This window comes from Pseudoalteromonas translucida KMM 520, from assembly GCF_001465295.1.
Classification (GTDB): domain Bacteria; phylum Pseudomonadota; class Gammaproteobacteria; order Enterobacterales; family Alteromonadaceae; genus Pseudoalteromonas; species Pseudoalteromonas translucida.
The window spans coordinates 2637644-2657598 of the sequence record NZ_CP011034.1 but is presented as its reverse complement, the minus strand read 5'-3'; the positions used below and the strand labels follow the sequence as shown (position 1 = coordinate 2657598).

Sequence of the window (19955 nt, the reverse complement as noted above, 5' to 3'; positions counted from 1 at the left end):
CCTAGCACCTAGCACTAATATTAAGGATAATATGTTTAAGCGTGTGAGTTTAATTATTGGCAGTTTATTACTAAGCATAATTTTGCTTGGTTATGTATTTCGTTTGCCATTAGTCCAATGGGCTGTAACACCGCAATTAGAAAAAGCGGGCATAACACTCAGTTGCTTAGATTTTTCGGTTACAGCTCAATTAAATGTTCATGCCGACAAAGTATGCTTAACTTATCAAAATCAACAATTAGAGCTAATCGATATTACTGTAAATACAAAGCAAGTGATTGTTGAGCATGCAGTATTAAATATAAATCCACTTCCCAAAAGCAATCAAAGTAGTCCTGCGGCAAAAAAATTAGCTCTCGCGCTGCCAGAAAAACGTCCATTAATTGCTATAAAACAGCTGGTAATAAAGAGTAATGACTTTAAAAAGCCACTAAAAATAAATTTAGCAGAACCCGTTTTAAATCAATTTAATATCACAGGCGATATAAACGCTAAAGCAATTTTAGCTAATAATAAGCTAACAGGGCAGTTTTCTGTTGATGACTCTTTGTTAAAACAGCTTATAAATACCGAAAATACAGCCGTTGCAGGTATTCGCTTTAATACTCAGCAAACATTTAGCTTTGATGGTATTGAGCTGCAGTTAAATGGCGATATAAACGCACAGTTTGAATATGCAATGGAGCAGTGCCGGCTTGTAGCATTAGCTGATGGTAGGTTAATTATTGATTTTAATTTAAATAGTAAATTAGTTGAGCTAGATTCTAGTTTGTTAAAAAATAAATTAAATTTAACGCCTACGTGTACCTCACTCATTCTGCCGAGTGATTATGCTGATTTTATAGCAGAGCAAATCCCTTTAAATTGGCAGGTTAAACTTCCTAAAGTGATTAGTATTACTAATAATCACCTTATTTTGCCAATGCTAAATATAATGAGCGAAGGAGATAATCAATTTGAAATAACCCTAATGGGATCAGAGCTTAATTTTACCAACTTTTGGCAGGATTTTAAAAGCATGTTAGCGGTTAGTATAAACACGCCAGACATTAAAAACATTGAGCTTAATGCAGAGCTTAAAAATAACACACTTAAAGGTAATTATACTGTTGCGCTTAATTCACTTCCCGATTTTATTGCCAATACTAGTAGTAATAAAATTAGCGCTAATAAAGTTAACGCCTCAGGGCAATTTAATTTAATAAATATAATCGATGGAAAACCAAGTGGTAATACTACGAGTGTATTAACAGCCGCAAAGATTGATTTTGCACAGCTGAGTGTAGAGCAATACCAAGGTCGCTTAACGGCACAGCTAGATGATGCTTTAAACGCACAAATAACACTAAAAACCTTACTTAAAACGTTAAAATATAACGAATTTAAATTAACAGATATAAGCAATACCATAACTGCTAAAGCAAATTTAAGTCATGGTGAATTATTTGCAGACCTTAGCGCTAATACTGTAATAAATAAATTTAATAGCCCTGTTATAAAACTCAATAATATAAAAGTTGCATCCACAGGATTGCAAAGTCGCGCCCTTAAAGCATCGCATCACGTATTTGTAAACGATATTGAATTAGCGGTAAACCATCATATATCGGCGGTAGAGCATCCATTTGAAATAGTAATACCTACACAAAATATAGTGCTATTAAATACCTTTATTCATCAATTTGAGCCGTTAGCGCAGCTTACACAAGGAACGTTTAATGGCCGAATCAGCGGGGATGTAAATTTACAACACGCCTCGTTTGCAATGGAGTTAAACAACGCAAGTGCGCTTTATAACGATTACCTTGCTAGCGATTTAAGTAGCCAATTTGTAGGCGAATATAATTCAGGGCAGCTTAATGTAAAACCCACTACCTTTAATTTAAATGAGCTAAGGGCTGGTGTTGTTATTAAAAACATTAAAGGGAACTGGCAGGTTAAAAACAATAATACGCGTATGTTTGATATTGCAGGAAAGTTATTTGATGGTGAGTTTAGTCTTGATAAATACTCGCTTAATGACTTGCAGCAAGTTGCTAATGTTAACTTTAAAAACATTGATGCCAGTAAACTTATTACACTTGATGAGCAGTCGGGGATTACGCTTTCAGGGCTCTTTGCCGGCACTTTGCCAGTGCACTTTAATAGCACGGGGATTGAGGTAGTAAATGGCAGTTTAAGTAATCAAGGCACGGGTAAGTTAATGATTACTAACAATGCCGCATTTGATTCAGTTATGCAGCAGCAACAAGAGTTACAGCCTGTATTGGGGTTACTTAAAAATCTTGATATACAAAAGCTTAATAGCAGTGTGGCACTTAAAAGTGATGGTTGGTTAAAGCTTGGTGTAAATTTGCAAGGTTATAATAAGCAAGCAGAGCAGCAAGTTAATTTTAATTATAATCATGAAGAAAATATATTTACTTTATTACGCGCATTACGCTTAAGTGATGAAATTACACAAAAAGTTGAGCAACAATACTCACAAAAAGGAAACTAATGATGAAACAGTCGTTAAGCATAAAAGTACTTATTGTATTTGCAGCAATAAGTGCTCTTGGTGCGTGTACGCACCGAGTAGAGGTAGCTGCTAAAGAGCCTATTACAATTAATTTAAATGTGAAGGTTGATCACGAAATTCGTGTAAAAGTAGATAAAGAACTCGATAATTTATTTAGTGACGACAGTGAGTTATTTTAAGGAGCTAGGATATGAAAGTTAACAAAAAATTAAGCATAATTACATTAGTTAGTGCTGTATGTATGTCTTTTTCGGCATGGGCTATTAGTTTAGATGATGCTAAAAACCAAGGTTTAGTAGGCGAAGATAGCTCAGGCTATTTGGGCTTAGTGGTACAAAATGCAGAAGCTAAAGTGGTCATTGATACCATTAATGCTAAGCGTAAAGCACAGTATTTAAAATTAGCGCAAAAAAATAACTTGTCACTGTCGCAAGTAGAAGCGTTGGCGGCGGCAAAAACAATCGAAAAAACCCAAAGAGGTCACTTTGTTGAAGTAAATGGCAATTGGGTTAAAAAATAACGAGTTATTTACTGTTATATGCTATTTACTGCTATATATAACCGAGCGTTTAGGCGCTCGGTTTTTTACACCCTTCGAGTAACTGTTGCCAAAAATCGATACCCTTGCGCCTTGCTAAATTTATATTGTGCTCAGGTATAGACTCAGGCTCGTTATAGCTCTCAAGTGCTGCGCTCATACTCGCTTCGCGAATTAAATGCAAAGTAGGAAAAGGGGAGCGATTAGTATAGTTTGCCGCATCGCTTGCATCGCTATCGGCAAATACATAATCGGGATGAAAATTAGCAATTTGATACTTACCTTCAAAACCTTGGGCTACTAACAGCGCGTTGGCTAAGTCAACCAAGTCTAAAAAGTCTTCAAAGTCGCTAAAGCCGTTATCAAACATAATAAGTGTGGTTTCGCGTGCAGCCTCTCGGTCAAGCTCAATACATTGTTCAAGCATATCCATTACGGCATCGTCTATGCTGCTTGCAGGGCTTACAAAATAATGAATACAGTTATTTTCTACTTCTTTGCGGGCAAAGGGACAAAAGTTATATTTTACAATAACATTTGAAACCCATTCGCGGGTTTGGCTTATGGCTATGTTAGTCACGGTTTTGGCTCTAAATATTGATTAATAATGTTAAGTGTTTTTTGTATAGCACCTTGGTTATTGGCCACGCACTGCGCTGCTTTTTTACCTAAAGTTTGACATGCTTTGCTATTTTGACTTAGTGCTATAAGTTGTTGTGTTAGTTCATCAGCATTATCAACCACAATAGCGCCTTTGAGTTTTATAAGCTCAGGGTAAATATGATCAAAGTTATAGGTATGCGCACCACTGATAACGCCCACCGAAAATGCAGCTGATTCAAGTGGATTATGGCCACCGCGACGAATTAAACTACCGCCAATAAAACTCACATTAGCAGCGCCATATAGGTATTGCAGCTCGCCAAGTGTATCTGCTAGCAAGACGTTTTCGTTATTATAATTATTATTGCTGCGGCGACTAAAACTCAGTGTACTTTGCGTTAGTAAATCTGCAACCTTATCGAACTGCTCAGGATGGCGCGGCGCTATTATGAGTAATGCATTGGGTTGTTTTTCTAATAGTTTTTGGTGGGCGTTAAGTACCTGCTCATGCTCGATAGGGTGAGTGGAGCCTGCAACCCATATAAAGCGCTGCTCTAAATTATAAAGCTGTTTGAGTGCAGTTACCTTAGTTAGTTGTTCTTGGGTGGGTGTAATATCAAATTTTATTGAACCTGTAACCTTACTTTTATGTGGCTCAAGGCCAAGCTCTATAAAGCGTTTGGCGTCAGTTTTATTATGGCTGGCCAATACAGTGATAGAACGCATAATAATATGCGTTAGCTTAGCTACTTTTTGATAACCCTGTTGTGATTTTTCAGACAAGCGGGCGTTTAAAACAAGTACCGGAATATTTCTGTTGCGACTACTTGCCATAAGATTGGGCCAGAGTTCAGTTTCTAAAATACACAGAGCTTGTGGTTTTACTCGTTTTAAAAATCGGGCGGTTGCAAATGGAAAGTCCATAGGTAAATAGCAGCACGCTACCGTATTTTTAAATTGCGTAATAATTTGCTCACGACCAGTAGGGGTGTTGCACGTTATAAGTATATTTAATCTAGGGTGCGCTTTTTGCACTGCTTTGATCAGCGGTGTAGCTGCGAGCACTTCACCTACTGATGCACAATGCACTAGCAGCGGCTTATTGTTATTGGCAAATAAAGACTTGTCCACAAAACCAAAGCGCTGTTTAAAGTGCGCTCTATAACCTGGGTTTTTTTTACCGCGTAATACATATAAATAAAATACGATTAGTGGGCTAATAATCATTAATGCGAGTGAATAAAAAATGCGTGCCATACTAAGCTTTTATGAGGGTAAGTCGTCTTAGTTTAACGTGAAAATGATCAATTCTAAACACAGAAAAGATAAAATATGGTTTGTGTTCAGCTGCTACCCGATAAAATAATAATAACGCTATTCAAGTTTGCTCAAAATACCTGTTTCAGTAATATGTATATTGTGGTGATTTGGGTATAGATTTATGGAATAATGAAATTAATTTTTCCTGCCATTTCAATTCCTAGAGGAATTTACCATGTCAATTATCGATTCAGTAGCAACGAGTTACCTTGAGAGTTTAAACCGTCATTTAGCATTATTTGAAACGATGGGGGCTTATCATCAAGAGTCTATGCAATTGTTAGAAGTGTGCCATAGTGCATTACAAGCAGGTGGTAAGGTTGTTTGGCTTGGTAACGGTGGTAGTGCGGCCGATGCACAGCATTTAGCGGCAGAATTTGTAGTGCGTTATAAATTAGAGCGTGGTCCACTTGCTTCTATGGCACTTACAACCGATACGTCAATTTTAACTGCGCACAGTAACGACTATCATTTTGACACTGTGTTTGAACGCCAAGTACAGGCCTTATGTAAGCCAGAAGATTTAGTTATAGGGTTAACCACATCAGGTACAAGCGCTAATATTAATCTAGCGTTAGCAGCAGCGAATAAAATAGGGGCCTTTACCGTAGCATTAACGGGGCGTGATGGCGGTGAAGTTAAAAATATTGCTAAATTACCTATTATTATTAAAAACGATGAAACAGCGCGAATTCAAGAAGCACACATGTTTATTGGCCATTGGTTATGTGAAGCTATTGATATGGTAGTTGCGGAGCAGCAGTAATGGATTTATCGCTATTAAAAAACTTATCAGGCGCGCGTATTTTGGTGGTTGGCGATGTAATGCTTGACCGTTATTGGTATGGTGATTCAGGGCGTATTTCGCCAGAAGCTCCGGTACCGGTAGTTAAAGTAAGTAAATTAGAAGACAAAGCCGGTGGCGCAGCAAACGTGGCTAAAAATATAGCCCGATTAGATGGTAAAGTGGGCCTACTTGGCTTAATAGGCGAAGATGAAGGTGGACAGATATTAGAAGGTATTTTAGAAGGTGAAAAAATAAATTCACAGTTAGTAAGTGTATGCGACTTACCGACCATTTCTAAAATGCGAGTGATTAGCCGTCATCAACAAGTTGTACGTCTAGATCTAGAAGAGACGTTTACAGAGCAACACAGCCAACTGTTATTAAATCGTTTAGAGCTAGTACTTGATGAGTACGATTTTGTTGTGTTTTCTGATTACAATAAAGGTTCATTGAGCCTGATTGAGAATATGATAAACCTAGCTAAAAAAGCAGGGAAAACGGTACTCGTTGATCCTAAGTCGTCTGATTTACACTTATATAGAGGTGCAGACTACATTACACCAAATTTAAATGAGTTTAAATTAGCGGGTGGGCAAACAGACTCAGAAGAGAGCTTGGCAGCAAGTGCGCGTAAACTCATAAGTGACGCAGGCATAAAAGCAATGTTGCTAACGCGTTCAGAGCAAGGAATGTCGTTAATTAGTGCGACTGAAAAGTATGATTTTGCTGCGCAAGAGCTTGAAGTGAGCGATGTAACCGGCGCAGGAGATACGGTTATTGCAACTTTAGCCGTGATGCTAGGTGCGGGAATGACACCTAAAAACGCAGTGGAAATTGCTAACTTAGCAGCGGGTATTGCGGTGAGTAAATTAGGTGCGGCCACAGTGTCGCCAGAAGAACTTAGCCGTAAGCTGGGTCAATATTTACATGCCACAGGTGAGCATTATCAAACTCCGTTTGATGATGTGCTGCAGCATATAGAGTTTGCAAAACAAAATGGCGAAACAATTGTATTTACCAATGGCTGCTTTGATATTTTGCACGCTGGGCACGTACGCTATTTAGCACAAGCAAAAGCGCGTGGCGATAGATTAGTCGTGGGGCTAAATAACGATGAGTCTATATCACGATTAAAAGGCGATGATAGGCCAATAAATCCGCTGGATGAAAGAGCTATGGTATTAAGTGCACTTTCTTCTGTTGATTGGGTTATTCCATTTGGCAGTGCAGATGAAAATGACACACCGGCTAAATTAATCGAGCAAATTAGCCCTGATATTTTAGTTAAAGGCGGCGACTACACGGTTGAACAAATAGCTGGTGCTGAGCATGTGCTACTTCACGGCGGAAAAGTAGAGGTGCTTGAATTTTTAGATGGGTGTTCAACGTCAAAAGTGATTAGTAAGATTAAGCAGTAATTACGACGGTTATTAATGAATTAAAAAAGGGATGAAAACAGTGTTTTCATCCCTTTTTATTTGCACTTATTATCCTAGTTTAGGATAATAAGTGCCGAATTTAAAAGTTATATTCGTATTTAGCAAATGCAGATGTGTCGTTCTCTGCTGCATCGTTATTTGATGCAAAAGCGCCTAGCGTTAAGCGTCCACCCATAGCAAGTTGTCTGTAACGTATTTCAAGCTGCTTACTGTTATAGGCTGTTTTAGTAATGGTATTGCCTAAATCAGGGTTATTAGGGTAGCTATCGCTATTATCGTTATTGTAATCAATGTCGCGTAACTTAACTTGCCAATCATCACCATTTGAAAGCTGGCCCAATATGGTTAACACCAGTGATTTTGCATCATTATCATATGTTGAGCCAATAGTGCGTCCATGGAAACGGTAACCAGAGTTATAGGTTACAAAATGTTCGTAGAAGCAATTTTGTCCACCAGGAATCTCAGAGCAGCCAACAGCTGTATCGGTATATTCAATATTAAAAAGTAAATTTTGATCATAAATATGTGTAGTGGTTGTAATACCAGCAAGATAAGCTCTATCTACGGGGATTATACCGCCGTTACTATCTTCACCAATAGTACTAATATAAAAGGCATAAGGTTGTTTGAATAAAGTATCTGACCAACGTAAATCAAAGCCTGCTAATTGATTACCAGCAAGGGTTGTAAACCCTGATTCGCAATTATCAGCAGAATCAGGGCAATTGACACTGCCTATAACGTCTTTACCAGTGATTAAGTCGAAAAAATCTCTCGCTGAACTAGGTTGGCCATCACCAGCCCACTGTGCTGACCAGCTCAGTGCAATTTCTAATTGCTGTAGTGGTCTAAAGTTAACGCGAGTACTCCACAATAAAGCATCAGGAATTACACGAGTAGACTCTAGCTGAGCCATTTGTGCGGTAAATCCCCATTGGCCTAACCAGCTTAGCCAAGGGGTTTCAAAGGCAGTGCTTTGCTCACGAGTCACGCTCATTGCAGGCAATGGTTTAGCGTTGCCCGACATTATTAAACTATTATCAATACCAGGTCCCCAAAACTGCTCTATGGCACCGGCTCTAAAAATCCAGTTACCTAAACGGTAAGCTATATAACTGCCATCAAAAGAGGTGTCATTACAGTCAGTAAGTGCTTGCTCATCTAGCAGTATATCGTCTGCAGTTTTCCCCGCTACAAAACATTTTTTGCCATCATTGCGATAATTAACCGCTACTTTAGCGGCAAAGCTGTCGCCTAAATAGGCGTAAGCAGCAGATGCTTCTGACTCTTGGGTATTAGTTGCGCCAAAACTGGTGGCAACAATAGTATCTGAACTTGCAAAAGCAGACAGCTGTACACTGTGAGACCCCGTGTTTTCTGACTTATAACGATGTTTTACACGTAATAAAGCATCTTGCAAATTTGGCGATAATTGGCCTAGTGGAGTGTTATCTACTTCACTTATAAAGCTCTTCCACATTAGAGGGTAAGTGGTTACCGGGGCTAAAATAACGCCAGCATCGGCTAAAAGTTGAATATCAGCTCTTAACCCGTAATCATCTGGTTTTACCCATGGCTCTGCGTTAACCGACGCGCTCATTGCGCAAAAAAGTGAAGATAATATAAAAATTTTGTTTCGCAAAGTTCAGATCCTTGTGATTTTAATTACCTTAAGTTTAGCAATCAAAGTATTTTATTGCAGTAACTAAATGGATGCAGTAAGGCTAAAAATAAGATAAAAAGGGTCGCTGTCTATCGCTAAAACTATGTGATTGATATACTAAGCGCCAAATCGGAAATTGAGATTGTAATGAGCAAAAAACGACTTTTATTTATTCCTGTATCATCACCAGAGGGCATTGGTGAATATATGCGTTCACTTTTGCTAGCGCAAACGCTAGAAAATGAATGCTCAGGGGATATAAATATCCACTTTATTTTAAATAAACATACGGCTTATGCTAAAAGTTGTCCTTTTGAAACCACACTTTTAGAAAGGTCGGCAACCAAAGAAATCAAAGCAGTTTGTCAATTTATTGAACAGTATAAACCTGATGTGGTGGTGTTTGATTGTGCTGGACGTGCAGAGCATATGAAAGCGGCAAAAAAAGTGGGTGCAAAAGTTGTTTTCATCTCGCAACATGAGAAAAAGCGAGCCAAAGGATTAAAGTTTAATCGTGTTGGTTTAATTGATGTGCACTGGGTAATACAGCCAGATTACTGTATTGAGCCACTTACATGGTTAGAAAAGCTTAAATTAAATACTTTTGCTTTAGCATATCCACATAATGTTGGTCCCTATACTGCGTTTGCCTCTGAGCAACAAAAACAGCAAGCATTAAACGACTATGATTTAACAGAAAATGAATATTTTATAGTAAATGCAGGCTCAGGAGGACACACTTTAAACGGTCAAAATTGTGCTGATATTTATTTTCAAGCAGCACTGAGCATAACTCAGCGTACTTCGCTAAAGGGGGTTGTTGTTTTTGGGCCCAATTACACCAAGCCGTTACCGCAAACGGATGAATTAATTTGCATACCAAGTCAGCAGAGTAGTGAGTTTTTGGCATTGTTAAGCCAAGCTAAAGTGGCGCTATTAAGTGCGGGCGATACATTATTACAAGCTATTGCGGTACAAACCCCCACAGTCGCTTGCGCTATATCAAAAGATCAAAGTAATCGTATTGCACGCTGTGTTACTACTGGCGTGGTAACAAAAGCCGAGCTTGATATTTTAGATATAACTAATAAAGTAAACGAGATGATCACTGAACCTAATTATCAAAATATACTCAGTAACTACGCGTTACTTGCAAACGTGCATAGTTTTGATGTAATTAACCAAGGTGTAAAAACATTATTATTTGGAAGTAAATAATGAATATAGTGATAGTAATTGATTCACTTGTTGGCGGTGGTGCTGAAAAAGTAATGCTTACTTTAACTGAGCAAATAGCGGCACTTAAACACAATGTGACTATTTTATCACTCGCTAATTGCGTTGAATACGATATTCCAAGTAACTTACAAGTTGAGAGCTTATTTTCTGATAGGGCGTCGAAGGTTGACCGTTTTTGGCTGCGCAAAGCAAGTGTCGCTAAATTAGAGTCGTGGTTTGAAAACAAGAAAAGGGAAGTTGGGTACATTGACTTAGTGCTGTCAAATTTAGATCGTAGTAATAACCTGCTTGTTCGTAGTAATGTCGAAAATGTCCATTTTGTTATGCATAACTCAGTAAATGCTGAACTAGCACGGCAAAAAAAATTAGGGCCTCTTTCTTATTTATACCTTAAAAAAAGTAAACGAAATTTAAATGGAAAATCGCTCATTTGTGTATCAAAAGGGGTTGAAAATGAAATTACCCAAGGTAACTTAATTACTCCAAGTGCGATCACTACAATTTATAACCCGTTCGATTTAAAAAAAATCAATCAGCAAGCCAGTGAGCTAAACACTAACATTCCTAATGTGCCTTACCTTATTCATGTTGGGCGGTTAGCTAAGCAAAAACGCCATGATATTTTATTTGCAGCGTTTGCTAAGTTAGATAAAAAGTACAAACTGGTACTGTTATGTAATAAACCGGCAAAGGCATTAAAACTTGCACAGCAATATGGAATTACAGAGCAACTTATTGTGCCAGGGTTTGAACAAAATCCGTATAATTGGATAAAGCATGCCAAAGCGCTAGTATTAAGCTCAGATTATGAAGGCTTGCCAACAGTATTAATAGAAGCACTTGCAGTAGGTACACCAGTGGTGAGCACTAACTGTACTTTTGGTCCTAGTGAAATACTAACAGGTGAACTAAGTAAATATTTAGTGCCAATACAGCAAAGTGAGCAGTTAGCACATGCAATTGAACAAGTGCTGTCAGATAAACCAAACGTTACAAATGCAGCTATTTTACAACAAGTAAGCGCAGAGCAGGTGGCAGCTAAGTACTTGGCTTTAGCTAACTAGCTGCTAAAGTAAGTTAACGCTTAAACTTTGTGTAACTAGCATACAAGACTTGCCAATCGCTGGCTTGCCAATTAAATACAGGGTTACGACCTTGTTCTTTTAAAAATGAGCGCTTTAGGCGCTCCATATTACTTTGTTGCCATTGTAAGGCGGGCGTTTTAATTTCACCGCGATCAAAGTCAATAATATATACCTGGCCAGTGTCATTAAACAAAATATTATTAATGTTTAAATCTGCGTGGTACACGCCTTTACGGTGAAAGAGCGCAATGGTTGTGGCGATACTTGTTAATTCAGATTCAGTTAAAGCACGCTCAACGAGTATATCCAGTACACTTTTGGCACCTGTTACCGCCTCGGTAATAATATCACCGCGATAAATTAACCCGCTTTGAGTCACTTTTGCTGCAATAGGAGTCGGTACATTTAAGCCAAACTCAATTAACTGCGCCATTAAGGCAAACTCTTTATATACTCGGGTTTGCTCAAGGCCTAAATAAAAGTATTGGTCACTGAGCAATTTACCGACCAAGCCACCGCGCCAATAATGTCTCAGCACAGCGGTTAGTTCATTATTTTTAAAAAACCACGCCATTGCGCGGCCTTTTTTAGCACCCACTATTTTATTTTGTTGCTGCCAGTAGTCGGCATTAAACCAGTTTAAATTAACCTGATTTTCATAACTAGGGTGGGTCAGCAGAGTATGCTTACCTTGGACGTGTTGTTTGAACATAGCTCACGGGTATTACTTAAATATGCGCCTATGTTAGCGCGTTTTAAAGCCGAGGATAAGTACTTGCAATAGCGCGATTATAATTTAAGATCGGGTTTTACTATTTAATGCCCAAGGAAACGCGTGACTCCAGTGCCTAACTACTCCTCTATTTGTATTTTACGACTCTCTGCTATTGGCGATGTATGCCATGCTGTAAGTGCAGTACAAGCGATTCAAAAAGCGCATCCTAATGCAAAAATCACTTGGGTTATTGGCAAAGTAGAAGCTATGTTATTGGCCAACTTACCCGGTATTGAGCTGGTGGTGTTTGATAAAAAACAAGGCAGCGTGGCACTGAAAAATTTAAAGCAAACTTTTAAAGGGCAAAAATTTGATGTACTGCTTAATATGCAGGTAGCACTAAGGGCCGGGTTTGTTGCACGTTGTATTCCTGCAAAAGTTAAAATAGGCTTTGATTGGGCGCGCTCAAAAGAGCTGCATAGCTTATTTATAAATAAACGTATTGCAGCGCAGCCACATGCGCATGTGCTAGAAGGGTTTAAAGGCTTTGCTAAAGCCATTGGCGTAAATGATTATCAGCCAAGTTGGGAAATGCCTTACACACAGCAAGATCAAAACACAGCCGATGAATTACTCACTGCAGAATATTTATCTAATAAGCTGTTTGTTATCTCTCCAGCAGCAAGTAAAGCGCAGCGCAATTGGCTTCCCGAACGTTATGCTGCGCTTGCAGATTATGCTCATCAGCAAGGGTTTAAAGTGGTATTGACCGGCGGCCCTACCGAGCTGGAAATAAACCTTGCCAATAATATTATTAAACACAGCCAGCACCGCATTTTAAACCTAGTTGGTAAAACTAAGCTTAAAGAATTGTTATGCGTGTTAAAACGCGCCAGTGTAGTGCTAGCCCCAGATACTGGCCCTGCTCATATGGCAGTAACGGTAGGCACTCCTGTTATTGGGCTATATGCCCATTCAAACCCAGCGCGTACAGGGCCGTATTTATACCAAAACTATGTGGTTGAGGTATACCATCAAAACTTGCTTAAGCAAACGGGTAAAACAGCGCAGCAGCTGCCTTGGGGCACACGTATTAAAGGTGACGATTTAATGAGCCAAATTACCATTGATGCGGTAAAAGCGATGTTTGATCATGTTGTGCAAAAAGAGTCGTTATAATGAATCAATCACACAAAAATAAAGCACTATTTTTAGATAGAGATGGCGTAGTAAACATTGATCATGGCTATGTGTATCAAAGTGAGCAGTTTGAATTTATCGAAGGCGTATTTAGCACGTGCAAGGCATTTTATGATGCCGGTTATAAAATTATTATTGTTACTAATCAATCTGGTATTGGTCGTGGTTATTACACCGAGGCAGACTTTATAGCACTAACCAGCTGGATGAAAGCACAGTTTAGCGCACATCAAATACTGATAAGCGACGTTTATTTTTGCCCTCATCATCCTATAAATGCATTGCCTGAGTATTTAAAACAGTGCGCTTGCAGAAAGCCAGCTCCAGGTATGCTACTACAAGGTATTAGTGATCATAATATCGATCCGCAGCAAAGTATTATGGTAGGCGATAAAAAAAGTGATATGCAAGCTGCAGAACAAGCTGGCATTGCCACGCGCGTATTGGTGCACTCTGGCCAGCAGTTTGATGACAGCGCGAAACAAACTGCAGATTTTATTTTCAATTCAATTAATGATTTACCAGCACTTTTATAAATTTAAATACGCCCCCTAATACAGGCACTGTAAACTGGCAGGAATTACTGCCAAATTTATAATTTGCGATGAACTGCAAACAGTGCATTTTATTCGTTAAACTTTTACAATACCCCACATAATAAACAGTAGCTTTGTTTTGCTGTTTAACCTGTTAAATCAAATGGAGACTAAAGATGAGAGCATCTGCTTTTTTTAGCCAGCTACAACAGCAAATTGAAGACGTAAAAACTGAAGGTTTGTATAAAAGCGAGCGTATTATTTTATCGCAGCAGCAAGCTCAAATTGAAGTTGCATCAGGCAAAGTAATTAACTTTTGTGCTAATAATTACCTAGGCTTAGCAAATAGCCCAGAGCTAATTAAAGCAGCGCAAGATGGCTTAGATGCACATGGTTTTGGTGTGGCCTCAGTACGCTTTATTTGTGGTACGCAAGACATTCACAAAACATTAGAGAAAAAAATCAGTGAGTTTTTAGAAACCGAAGATACTATTTTATACTCATCGTGCTTTGATGCTAACACAGGTCTGTTTGAGACTATTTTAGGCGCTGAAGACGCGATTATTTCAGATTCACTTAATCATGCTTCAATTATCGATGGCGTACGTTTATGTAAAGCTAAGCGTTTTCGTTATGCTAATAACGATATGGCTGACCTTGAAAAACAGCTTATTGCCGCGACCGAAGCAGGTGCTAAAACTAAGCTAATTGCTACAGATGGCGTGTTCTCTATGGATGGCGTTATTTGTGATTTAGCCACAGTGTGTGATTTAGCCGATAAATACGATGCATTAGTAATGGTTGACGACTCGCATGCTGTGGGCTTTGTTGGCGAAAATGGCAAAGGCACACCAGAGTATTGTAACGTGCTTGATCGCGTAGATATTATTACCGGTACATTAGGTAAAGCACTGGGCGGTGCGTCGGGTGGTTATACATCAGGTAAAAAAGAAATTGTTGAGTGGTTGCGTCAACGTTCGCGCCCTTACTTATTTTCAAACTCATTAGCTCCGGCAATCGTGACTGCATCGATTAAAGTGCTTGAAATGTTAGAAAGTGGCGGCGAGCTTCGTGCTAAGCTTTGGTCAAACGCTAAATACTTCCGCGAGCAAATGGAAGCAGCTGGCTTTACCTGTGGTGGTAAAGATCATGCCATTATTCCTGTTATGTTAGGCGATGCTAAAGTTGCATCATTAATGGCTGATAAGTTATTAGCTGAAGGTATTTATGTAACCGGTTTTTCATTCCCAGTTGTACCTAAAGGTCAGGCACGTATTCGTACCCAAATCTCAGCTGCACATAGCATTGAACAACTTGATACAGCCATTGCTGCCTTTACCCGTATTGGTAAAGAAATGGGCGTAATTTAATTTTATTTTAAACCGCGCTACAGCCGCGGTTTTTTAGTTGAGTGTGAATAATGAAAGCATTATCTAAATTAAAAGCAGAACCGGGTATTTGGATGACAGATGCGCCAAAACCAGAAGTTGGCCATAACGACCTGCTAATTAAAATTCGTAAAACTGCAATTTGTGGCACCGACGTCCATATTTATAAATGGGACGAGTGGGCGCAAAAAACCATTCCTACACCTATGGTTGTTGGCCATGAGTATGTTGGCGAAGTGGTTGATATGGGCCAAGAAGTACGTGGTTTTAAGGTTGGCGACCGAGTATCTGGCGAAGGCCATATTACGTGCGGGCATTGTCGTAACTGTCGTGCAGGGCGCGTACATTTATGTCGTAACACCACAGGTGTAGGCGTAAACCGCGAAGGTGCATTTGCTGAATACTTAGTTATACCAGCGTTTAATGCATTTAAAATCCCTGATAATATTTCAGACGAATTAGCATCAATTTTTGACCCTTTTGGTAATGCCGTACATACCGCGCTGTCGTTTGATTTAGTAGGCGAAGATGTATTAATTACTGGTGCAGGCCCCATTGGTATTATGGCAGCGGCCGTGGCAAAACACGTAGGTGCACGTCACGTAGTTATTAGCGATGTAAACGAATACCGCTTAGCGCTAGCACGTAAAATGGGTGCAACACGCGCTGTTAACGTAGCCAACGAAAAGCTTGAAGATGTAATAAAAGAGCTAGGTATGACTGAAGGCTTCGATATTGGCCTTGAAATGTCGGGTGTACCAAGTGCTTTTAATTCTATGCTAAATAACATGAATCATGGTGGTAAAGTTGCCATGCTAGGTATTCCACCATCAGATATGGCAGTAGATTGGAACCAAGTTATTTTTAAAGGCTTAGTGATCAAAGGTATTTATGGCCGTGAAATGTTCGAAACCTGGTATAAAATGGCAAGTCTTATTCAATCAGGTTTAGACTTAAACCCAATTATTACTCATCAATATTCAATAGACGACTTTCAAGCTGGTTTTGATATGATGATTTCAGGACAATCAGGCAAAGTGATACTAAACTGGGATTAATTTAGTTTAATACGGTTCTAGCAATAGTATTAAAAAGGCGGCTTGAGTCGCCTTTTTTATTGTTTTAATTATTTTTAAAAGAGATTTCAATGGCATTTAAACATATATCAATAGCACAAACTCTTGAGTTATTAGATAAAGAAGACGTGGTAATTGCAGACATCCGCGATCCAAATTCATATCAAGCGGGGCATATTCCTGGTTCTGAAGCGCTTTCGAACGCTAATATTGCACATTTCATGATGGAAAAAGAGTTTGATCAGCCAATAATTATTGTTTGTTATCACGGTATGAGCTCGCAAGGCGCAGCAAGCTACTTAGTGGAGCAAGGTTTTGAAGATGTGTACAGCATGGATGGCGGTTTTACAGCGTGGGAAGTGGCCTACAGCGAGAAAGTTGAACGATGATAGAGCTTGGCAGTTTAAATAATCCGCGTGCTGCACAAGGCTTTATAGACTATTTAAAAAGCCAAGGCTTGCAAGGCGAGTTACGTTCAACAGATGGTAGCACAGTAATTATTAGCGTATTACCTGAGCACTTTCATCAAGTGCAACCGCTTTGGGCGGAGTTTACGCAAAATCCCAATCATGCCCGCTATCAGCAAGCATCTTGGGAAGTAGGAAGCACGCAATCACCGCTTAAGTATCAAGGGCAATCGCTGAATTTAATGGCGCGATTTAAAGCGCTTAGCTGGCTTAATCAAACGGTTAGCATTTTAAGTATTATTATTTATATTGCATTTTTATTGGGTGGGTTTGAAACAATATATACCACGTTGCAGTTTAATCCTGCCGAGCCATTAACGTGGATTACTCCCGCTATAGTGCACTTTAGCGCCATGCATATTGTATTTAACTTAGTTTGGTGGGTGTCGCTTGGCGATAACATCGAAAAACAATGTGGCAAGCTAAGCTTAATAGGGCTATTTGTGGTAAGTGCCTTAATCAGCAATTGGGCACAATATTTAATGGTTGGCCCTAACTTTGGCGGATTAAGTGGTGTGGTGTATGCGCTACTTGGCTTTTGCTGGATTTACAGCGCCTTAAACCCTAAACAACCTGCATTAGTAAGCACTGCAATTATTGGTTTTATGCTAATTTGGTTGGTGCTTGGATTTGCGGATGTGTTGTTTATAGGAATGGCTAATTGGGCGCATTTAGGCGGGTTAATTAGCGGTATGGCTTATGCCGTTACCACGTCTATGTTAAGAACTAAAAGCCACAATTAGTGATATAAATACTTGGTGAACAAGACTTCACGGATGATCTCTTGTCCCGTTTCTTCTTTTAATAAGCTTTTAAGTTTTACTGCACTTTTTACTCTTATTTCTTCACGGCCACTGAGCGATTTTATTTTATCTTCAGGTTCTTTAGATAAAATTTCAACTAAGGCGTCGCGTAGCAATGGCGTATGGTGCTCTACGGTTGCAATGTCTGATGCGTTATTAAGCATTAAATCAATAGTAATGCGCACATAGCCCATTTTTTTACTCGATGCGCCAATGTAGTTGGTAATAATGTCTGGCTCAAAACCAAAGTAACCCACAGTCGAGTCTGCTCGTGCGGTTAAGCTTACTAAACTTGCGATAAGTACAAAAAGGCCGGCGAATACTGTTTTTTTCATGTTAAATGCTGTTTCTATAAACGTGTTGTAAATAGTTTATACCTTATAGTGCCTAATATACAGCGCAGAGCAACTATTAGTGGCAGTAAATCGTACTTTTTCAAATGCTTTGGCAATGTTATTATTCAACTGATTTTTATTAAGTAGAGCAATTGTGATTACTTTCCCTGTTTCATTATCTGCCGATTGGCAATGTGCCTCACTGTTTAGTGATTTATCGAGTGCAGAGCAAGAGTGGTTATTTGAACCGCATTCATTAACAGCCAAATTAAAAAGTCGCTCACAGTGTTTTAGTGTAAAAGTACTTAGTGAGCAAGAGTTTGAGCTTAGTGCAGAGCAACAACAATTATTAGGCTGTACGCAAACTACTGCGCTTAACCGAGAGGTACTTTTACTTTGCGATAATAAACCGGTTGTTTATGCGCAAAGCTGGTTGCCAGCAAGCGTTAACGCCGCAAATAATAAATTACATAATATGGGGGAGCGACCATTAGGCGATGTGATTTTTCAGGACCCACAATTAACCCGTACAGATATAGAAATTGCGCGCTTTAATACCCAGCATTCATTACAACAGCTTGTTGCACAATTAAAGTTACCATCGCAAATTTTACTTGGCCGTCGCAGTCTATTTTCGCTTAAAGATTATAAGTTTTTAGTGTGTGAAGTGTTTTTACCAGGAGCGTATTTGTACTCATGAAATTAGCGCGTTTAACCCCAAGTCATATCCCTTATTATATTGCGCTCATGCGTATAGATAAACCAATAGGTACTTTACTATTACTTTGGCCCACATATTGGGCGCTGTGGTTAGCAAATGCAGGAATGCCAAGTTTAACTAACTTTATAGTATTTACGCTGGGTGTTGTGATAATGCGCAGCGCCGGATGCGTTATTAATGATTTTGCCGACAGAAAAATAGACGGTTCGGTTAAACGTACAATGCAGCGGCCATTAGTTTCAGGGCAGGTTAGCAGTGGTGAAGCGATTAGTTTGTTTATATTATTAATAACAGTCGCATTTTTACTGGTGTTAATGCTTAGTGTAAATACAATACTGCTCTCTTTTGGTGCACTTGCTTTAGCGTTTTGTTACCCGTTTATGAAGCGTTACACGCAATTACCGCAAGTGGTGTTAGGTGCAGCATTTGGCTGGGCTATTCCTATGGCTTTTATGGCGTCAATTAATGCACTTCCTATACAGGCTTGGCTATTATTTATTGCTAATATTTGCTGGACGGTAGCCTACGACACTATGTATGCCATGGTCGACAGAGATGATGACTTAAAAATAGGGGTTAAATCTACCGCTATTTTATTTGGTAAATACGATCGTCACATTATAGGGGGACTTAATTTAGCCTTTATTACGTTAATGATCGCGATAGGAGCACTTAATAATATTGGGCTGAGTTATTGGCTTGGTCTTAGTGTTGCTATTGTATTGTTAGTTTACCAACAAGTGCTTATTCAACAACGCGCACGCACCGATTGTTTTAAAGCGTTTTTAAACAATCATTATGTAGGATTAGCCTTTTTTATCGGCTTATTGTTTTCCTACCCTGTCGCATTTTAATGACAGGGTAGAGTACTGTTAGCGGGGGGGATCAATAATGCCACTGATTGACGTGTTTTTTCTGAACCAACCAGCAATCGAGTAGCGCTCATCAACCGCAGGCAGCACTTCATGAACAAAGCGTTCGCTTTCAAATAAGACTAAGGTGCCAGCTGTTGGCCTAATAGTAATTTCAATGTCTTTACTTTTAGGTTTATAAATAACTAACTCGCCGCCTTGTTGTGGCGTGTTTAAGTATAAAACGGTGGTAAAAACACGGTTAGAACGACCTTTAAAAGCATCAACATGCTTTTTATAAAAGTCACCTAAAGTGTATTTAGCGTAGTGGCATTCATAATCAAATAGCCCCATAAAAAAACACCGGTTAAGTGTTGTTCTAATGCCTTCCATCGCCGTTTGATAGTTTTTTTGGGCTTGCGAACTGCCATCAAACCAGTATGTTTTGTCTTTACGAATAGTACTATCTATTTGCTGGTTATTTAAGCGGCCAATTCCAGCTAAGCTAAAATGCGGGTTTATCCGGTAGCAATCGGCCATTAAATCAGACATTAAGCCTTCATCAATGGCGTTTTCAACAATAGCGTAACCATAAGCTTCAATATGATCTAAATATATTTCTGAGGTAATAAAGTTGCCCATTGATACTAACTATTAAAATAAAG

Annotated in this window: 21 protein-coding genes; 15 read left to right on the top strand and 6 right to left on the bottom strand. The window is 39.1% G+C overall.

Annotated elements, in window-relative coordinates:
* Positions 1 to 31 precede the first annotated feature (31 nt).
* From PTRA_RS12260 to PTRA_RS12250, 3 genes are read left to right on the top strand one after another with little or no spacing between them, the layout of a single operon-like run.
* Positions 32 to 2500, top strand: coding sequence for an intermembrane phospholipid transport YdbH family protein (locus PTRA_RS12260; protein ID WP_058373988.1), 2469 nt, complete (start codon positions 32 to 34; stop codon positions 2498 to 2500).
* A gap of 2 nt (positions 2501 to 2502) precedes the next feature.
* A complete protein-coding gene (locus PTRA_RS12255; protein WP_011328985.1) occupies positions 2503 to 2700 on the top strand; it encodes a YnbE family lipoprotein in 198 nt (65 codons plus the stop codon).
* A gap of 11 nt (positions 2701 to 2711) precedes the next feature.
* The gene (locus PTRA_RS12250) at positions 2712 to 3041 is read left to right on the top strand and encodes a YdbL family probable chaperone protein (RefSeq protein ID WP_058373987.1); all 330 of its coding nucleotides are present in this window, start codon (positions 2712 to 2714) and stop codon (positions 3039 to 3041) included.
* Between the two features lie 49 nt (positions 3042 to 3090).
* On the opposite strand, the gene PTRA_RS12245 is transcribed toward PTRA_RS12250, so the two are convergent.
* Together PTRA_RS12245 and waaA are read right to left on the bottom strand one after the other, a co-directional pair.
* Positions 3091 to 3639, bottom strand: a complete 549-nt coding sequence (locus PTRA_RS12245) for a DUF1415 domain-containing protein (RefSeq protein WP_058373986.1) — start codon at positions 3637 to 3639, stop codon at positions 3091 to 3093.
* Positions 3636 to 4919, bottom strand: a complete 1284-nt coding sequence (gene waaA, locus PTRA_RS12240) for a lipid IV(A) 3-deoxy-D-manno-octulosonic acid transferase (protein ID WP_058373985.1) — start codon at positions 4917 to 4919, stop codon at positions 3636 to 3638. The genes PTRA_RS12245 and waaA overlap by 4 nt, the downstream gene beginning before the upstream one ends.
* Before the next feature lie 238 nt (positions 4920 to 5157).
* On the opposite strand from waaA, the gene PTRA_RS12235 reads away from it, so the two are divergent.
* Positions 5158 to 5748, top strand: a complete 591-nt coding sequence (locus tag PTRA_RS12235) for an SIS domain-containing protein (RefSeq protein ID WP_058373984.1) — start codon at positions 5158 to 5160, stop codon at positions 5746 to 5748.
* Positions 5748 to 7187, top strand: coding sequence for a bifunctional D-glycero-beta-D-manno-heptose-7-phosphate kinase/D-glycero-beta-D-manno-heptose 1-phosphate adenylyltransferase HldE (gene hldE / locus PTRA_RS12230; RefSeq protein WP_058373983.1), 1440 nt, complete (start codon positions 5748 to 5750; stop codon positions 7185 to 7187). Before PTRA_RS12235 ends, hldE begins: the two co-directional genes overlap by 1 nt.
* 100 nt (positions 7188 to 7287) lie before the next feature.
* Here hldE and PTRA_RS12225 read toward each other — a convergent pair whose 3' ends face one another.
* The gene (locus PTRA_RS12225) at positions 7288 to 8811 is read right to left on the bottom strand and encodes a capsule assembly Wzi family protein (protein WP_083497545.1); all 1524 of its coding nucleotides are present in this window, start codon (positions 8809 to 8811) and stop codon (positions 7288 to 7290) included.
* A 210-nt stretch (positions 8812 to 9021) separates the two neighbouring features.
* Between PTRA_RS12225 and PTRA_RS12220 the strand changes: the two genes are divergently transcribed.
* Positions 9022 to 10092, top strand: a complete 1071-nt coding sequence (locus PTRA_RS12220) for a hypothetical protein (RefSeq protein WP_058374598.1) — start codon at positions 9022 to 9024, stop codon at positions 10090 to 10092.
* Positions 10092 to 11177, top strand: coding sequence for a glycosyltransferase (locus PTRA_RS12215; RefSeq protein WP_058373981.1), 1086 nt, complete (start codon positions 10092 to 10094; stop codon positions 11175 to 11177). The genes PTRA_RS12220 and PTRA_RS12215 overlap by 1 nt, the downstream gene beginning before the upstream one ends.
* Positions 11178 to 11190: 13 nt before the next feature.
* Here the strand turns inward: PTRA_RS12215 and PTRA_RS12210 are convergent, their stop codons facing one another.
* Entirely contained in the window at positions 11191 to 11910 is a 720-nt protein-coding gene (locus PTRA_RS12210) for a 3-deoxy-D-manno-octulosonic acid kinase (RefSeq protein WP_058373980.1), read from the bottom strand.
* Positions 11911 to 12033: 123 nt separating this feature from the next.
* On the opposite strand from PTRA_RS12210, the gene PTRA_RS12205 reads away from it, so the two are divergent.
* The 6 genes from PTRA_RS12205 (at position 12034) to glpG (ending at position 17323) form a co-directional block, all read left to right on the top strand.
* Positions 12034 to 13092, top strand: coding sequence for a glycosyltransferase family 9 protein (locus PTRA_RS12205; protein ID WP_058373979.1), 1059 nt, complete (start codon positions 12034 to 12036; stop codon positions 13090 to 13092).
* Complete coding sequence (gmhB, locus tag PTRA_RS12200; protein ID WP_058373978.1) at positions 13092 to 13649, top strand: D-glycero-beta-D-manno-heptose 1,7-bisphosphate 7-phosphatase; 558 nt, start codon at positions 13092 to 13094, stop codon at positions 13647 to 13649. The genes PTRA_RS12205 and gmhB overlap by 1 nt, the downstream gene beginning before the upstream one ends.
* 176 nt (positions 13650 to 13825) lie before the next feature.
* Positions 13826 to 15019: a glycine C-acetyltransferase gene (locus tag PTRA_RS12195; RefSeq protein WP_058373977.1), complete on the top strand. Its 1194-nt coding sequence runs from the start codon at positions 13826 to 13828 to the stop codon at positions 15017 to 15019.
* 50 nt (positions 15020 to 15069) lie between these two features.
* On the top strand, positions 15070 to 16095 hold the full coding sequence (gene tdh, locus PTRA_RS12190) for an L-threonine 3-dehydrogenase (RefSeq protein WP_058373976.1): 1026 nt from the start codon (positions 15070 to 15072) through the stop codon (positions 16093 to 16095).
* A gap of 89 nt (positions 16096 to 16184) precedes the next feature.
* A complete protein-coding gene (gene glpE / locus PTRA_RS12185) occupies positions 16185 to 16502 on the top strand; it encodes a thiosulfate sulfurtransferase GlpE (RefSeq protein WP_058373975.1) in 318 nt (105 codons plus the stop codon).
* On the top strand, positions 16499 to 17323 hold the full coding sequence (glpG, locus tag PTRA_RS12180; protein ID WP_058373974.1) for a rhomboid family intramembrane serine protease GlpG: 825 nt from the start codon (positions 16499 to 16501) through the stop codon (positions 17321 to 17323). The genes glpE and glpG overlap by 4 nt, the downstream gene beginning before the upstream one ends.
* Here the strand turns inward: glpG and PTRA_RS12175 are convergent.
* Positions 17320 to 17718: a flagellar basal body-associated protein FliL gene (locus PTRA_RS12175; protein WP_058373973.1), complete on the bottom strand. Its 399-nt coding sequence runs from the start codon at positions 17716 to 17718 to the stop codon at positions 17320 to 17322. The two genes, glpG and PTRA_RS12175, sit on opposite strands and share 4 nt — an antisense overlap.
* A gap of 154 nt (positions 17719 to 17872) precedes the next feature.
* On the opposite strand from PTRA_RS12175, the gene PTRA_RS12170 reads away from it, so the two are divergent.
* Together PTRA_RS12170 and ubiA are read left to right on the top strand one after the other, a co-directional pair.
* Positions 17873 to 18418, top strand: coding sequence for a chorismate--pyruvate lyase family protein (locus PTRA_RS12170; RefSeq protein ID WP_058373972.1), 546 nt, complete (start codon positions 17873 to 17875; stop codon positions 18416 to 18418).
* Complete coding sequence (gene ubiA / locus PTRA_RS12165) at positions 18415 to 19293, top strand: 4-hydroxybenzoate octaprenyltransferase (RefSeq protein WP_058373971.1); 879 nt, start codon at positions 18415 to 18417, stop codon at positions 19291 to 19293. The genes PTRA_RS12170 and ubiA overlap by 4 nt, the downstream gene beginning before the upstream one ends.
* A gap of 18 nt (positions 19294 to 19311) precedes the next feature.
* On the opposite strand, the gene PTRA_RS12160 is transcribed toward ubiA, so the two are convergent.
* On the bottom strand, positions 19312 to 19932 hold the full coding sequence (locus PTRA_RS12160; RefSeq protein WP_041454529.1) for a 2OG-Fe(II) oxygenase: 621 nt from the start codon (positions 19930 to 19932) through the stop codon (positions 19312 to 19314).
* Positions 19933 to 19955 lie beyond the last annotated feature (23 nt).

Coding starts and splice junctions, on each gene's coding strand:
- PTRA_RS12260 (WP_058373988.1), top strand. CDS start 32: ATGTTTAAGCGTGTGAGTTTAATTATTGGCAGTTTATTACTAAGCATA.
- PTRA_RS12255 (WP_011328985.1), top strand. CDS start 2,503: ATGAAACAGTCGTTAAGCATAAAAGTACTTATTGTATTTGCAGCAATA.
- PTRA_RS12250 (WP_058373987.1), top strand. CDS start 2,712: ATGAAAGTTAACAAAAAATTAAGCATAATTACATTAGTTAGTGCTGTA.
- waaA (WP_058373985.1), bottom strand. CDS start 4,919: ATGGCACGCATTTTTTATTCACTCGCATTAATGATTATTAGCCCACTA.
- PTRA_RS12235 (WP_058373984.1), top strand. CDS start 5,158: ATGTCAATTATCGATTCAGTAGCAACGAGTTACCTTGAGAGTTTAAAC.
- hldE (WP_058373983.1), top strand. CDS start 5,748: ATGGATTTATCGCTATTAAAAAACTTATCAGGCGCGCGTATTTTGGTG.
- PTRA_RS12225 (WP_083497545.1), bottom strand. CDS start 8,811: ATGAGCGCGTCGGTTAACGCAGAGCCATGGGTAAAACCAGATGATTAC.
- PTRA_RS12220 (WP_058374598.1), top strand. CDS start 9,022: ATGAGCAAAAAACGACTTTTATTTATTCCTGTATCATCACCAGAGGGC.
- PTRA_RS12215 (WP_058373981.1), top strand. CDS start 10,092: ATGAATATAGTGATAGTAATTGATTCACTTGTTGGCGGTGGTGCTGAA.
- PTRA_RS12210 (WP_058373980.1), bottom strand. CDS start 11,910: ATGTTCAAACAACACGTCCAAGGTAAGCATACTCTGCTGACCCACCCT.
- gmhB (WP_058373978.1), top strand. CDS start 13,092: ATGAATCAATCACACAAAAATAAAGCACTATTTTTAGATAGAGATGGC.
- PTRA_RS12195 (WP_058373977.1), top strand. CDS start 13,826: ATGAGAGCATCTGCTTTTTTTAGCCAGCTACAACAGCAAATTGAAGAC.
- tdh (WP_058373976.1), top strand. CDS start 15,070: ATGAAAGCATTATCTAAATTAAAAGCAGAACCGGGTATTTGGATGACA.
- glpE (WP_058373975.1), top strand. CDS start 16,185: ATGGCATTTAAACATATATCAATAGCACAAACTCTTGAGTTATTAGAT.
- glpG (WP_058373974.1), top strand. CDS start 16,499: ATGATAGAGCTTGGCAGTTTAAATAATCCGCGTGCTGCACAAGGCTTT.
- PTRA_RS12175 (WP_058373973.1), bottom strand. CDS start 17,718: ATGAAAAAAACAGTATTCGCCGGCCTTTTTGTACTTATCGCAAGTTTA.
- ubiA (WP_058373971.1), top strand. CDS start 18,415: ATGAAATTAGCGCGTTTAACCCCAAGTCATATCCCTTATTATATTGCG.
- PTRA_RS12160 (WP_041454529.1), bottom strand. CDS start 19,932: ATGGGCAACTTTATTACCTCAGAAATATATTTAGATCATATTGAAGCT.